Source organism: Nocardia noduli (assembly GCF_019038455.1).
GTDB lineage: Bacteria > Actinomycetota > Actinomycetes > Mycobacteriales > Mycobacteriaceae > Nocardia > Nocardia noduli.
This window is the reverse complement of the sequence record NZ_JAFMPL010000234.1, coordinates 1-1,389: the sequence shown is the minus strand read 5'-3', so window position 1 is coordinate 1,389 and position 1,389 is coordinate 1. Positions and strand designations below refer to the sequence as shown.

Annotated in this window: 2 protein-coding genes; both read right to left on the bottom strand. The window is 67.2% G+C overall.

The features are described 5' to 3' along the window. Window positions 1-142: 142 nt before the first annotated feature. Entirely contained in the window at window positions 143-853 is a 711-nt protein-coding gene (locus JZ792_RS41120) for a phage holin family protein (protein WP_216918393.1), read from the bottom strand. Between the two features lie 321 nt (window positions 854-1,174). Further along, on the bottom strand, window positions 1,175-1,389 hold a 215-nt coding region (locus JZ792_RS41115; protein ID WP_216918390.1), incomplete at its 5' end, for an SDR family oxidoreductase.

The following is a 1,389-nucleotide window of genomic DNA, read 5'->3' as shown; positions in this document are numbered from 1 at the left end:
GAGTTCGGCCCCGCCGCCCCCGGGTGGACCCCGGCGCGCCCCGATCAAGGGCCCCGACGACGACCCCGATTTCCTGTGGAAGATATCCAGACAGCAACATCGCGACGGCGACGGCACCACCGACCGCTGAAGCACGCCCCCGTCAGGACGGATCGCGTCGCACCGACCGGCACACATGCGGTCGCAGATCGGGATTCTCGAGGTAGTGCCGGATCAGGTGGTAGGCCACCAGCGGATTCATCAGCATGACCGCGTCCGACACCATGACGACCTCGGCCCCGGCCAGCGCGCGAGCCACCCGGCCACCGCGCCGACGCCCCGCCGTCTGCCAGAACACGTCGGGATCACGCACGTCCACGCCGAACATGTTGTGCCATTTCGCCGGGCCGGTCTCTCGCACATAGGGCCGGACCCCGGCGATATCGGCCCACGCGACCACCATCAGATCCCCGCTGCCGCCGCGCCGGACGACCCGCGTCGGCGTGATCACCAAGCCGGGAACCACCAACCGGTGCACGATCAACCCGCGATACGCGGCGAACAGCGCCACTCCCGCGATCGCGACGAATACCGGGACACCGACGAGCACCAGCCACTCGTCGATCAGGATCGCCTCGATCAACAGCAGCACGGCGACCGACAGGAAAACCAGCCCCATCAACAGGAACACGACGCCCTGCCACTTCGGCGGCTGTCGCATCGGCAGGAGCACACCCGATTCCCGCACACCTCCCACCGTGATCTCCTCGACCACGACCCCGCTCATCCCGCGCGCGCGGTAGGACTGGACCCGGTCGTCGTCCCACCGCCACTGCTCCGGCCACGCCGAGAACCCGGCCCTCTGTGCTGCCACGCCGCAGATCGTCCCATATCGAGGGGGTGCGGTATTCCGCGAATCGCCCCCGGAACGAACCCGCCTCTCGCAACCACGCCGAATACGAGGAAATCGCCTGTCGGCAACGCGGATTCATCAGGGTGAACGCGGGCGGAACGGCCCGATCGCAACGGCAACCCCCGATAGTCGGAAGCCGTCCAGCAACCGCCCCGACCGATGGCTTCGACACGAGTGACACCGAGCCGCCGCTTCGGCACAGGCCCCAGCCGCCGACAGGGTTCGACCACGAGACCACGTAGTCCGATCACCGACAGCGAATCCCATTGCCCCCTATTGGGATCAACGCATGATGGTGCCACCGTCGACATTGAGAACCTGACCGTTGACCCATTCGGCGTCCTCCGACATCAGGAAAGCCACCATCGCCGCGATATCACCGGTCTCTCCGACCCGCGGACTGTGCATCCGCTTCAGTGCCCCCGCTTGCAGATCCGGCCAATGCGGCGCGGACCGAATATTCTCGGTCGCAGTGAACCCGGGCGCGACCGCATTGC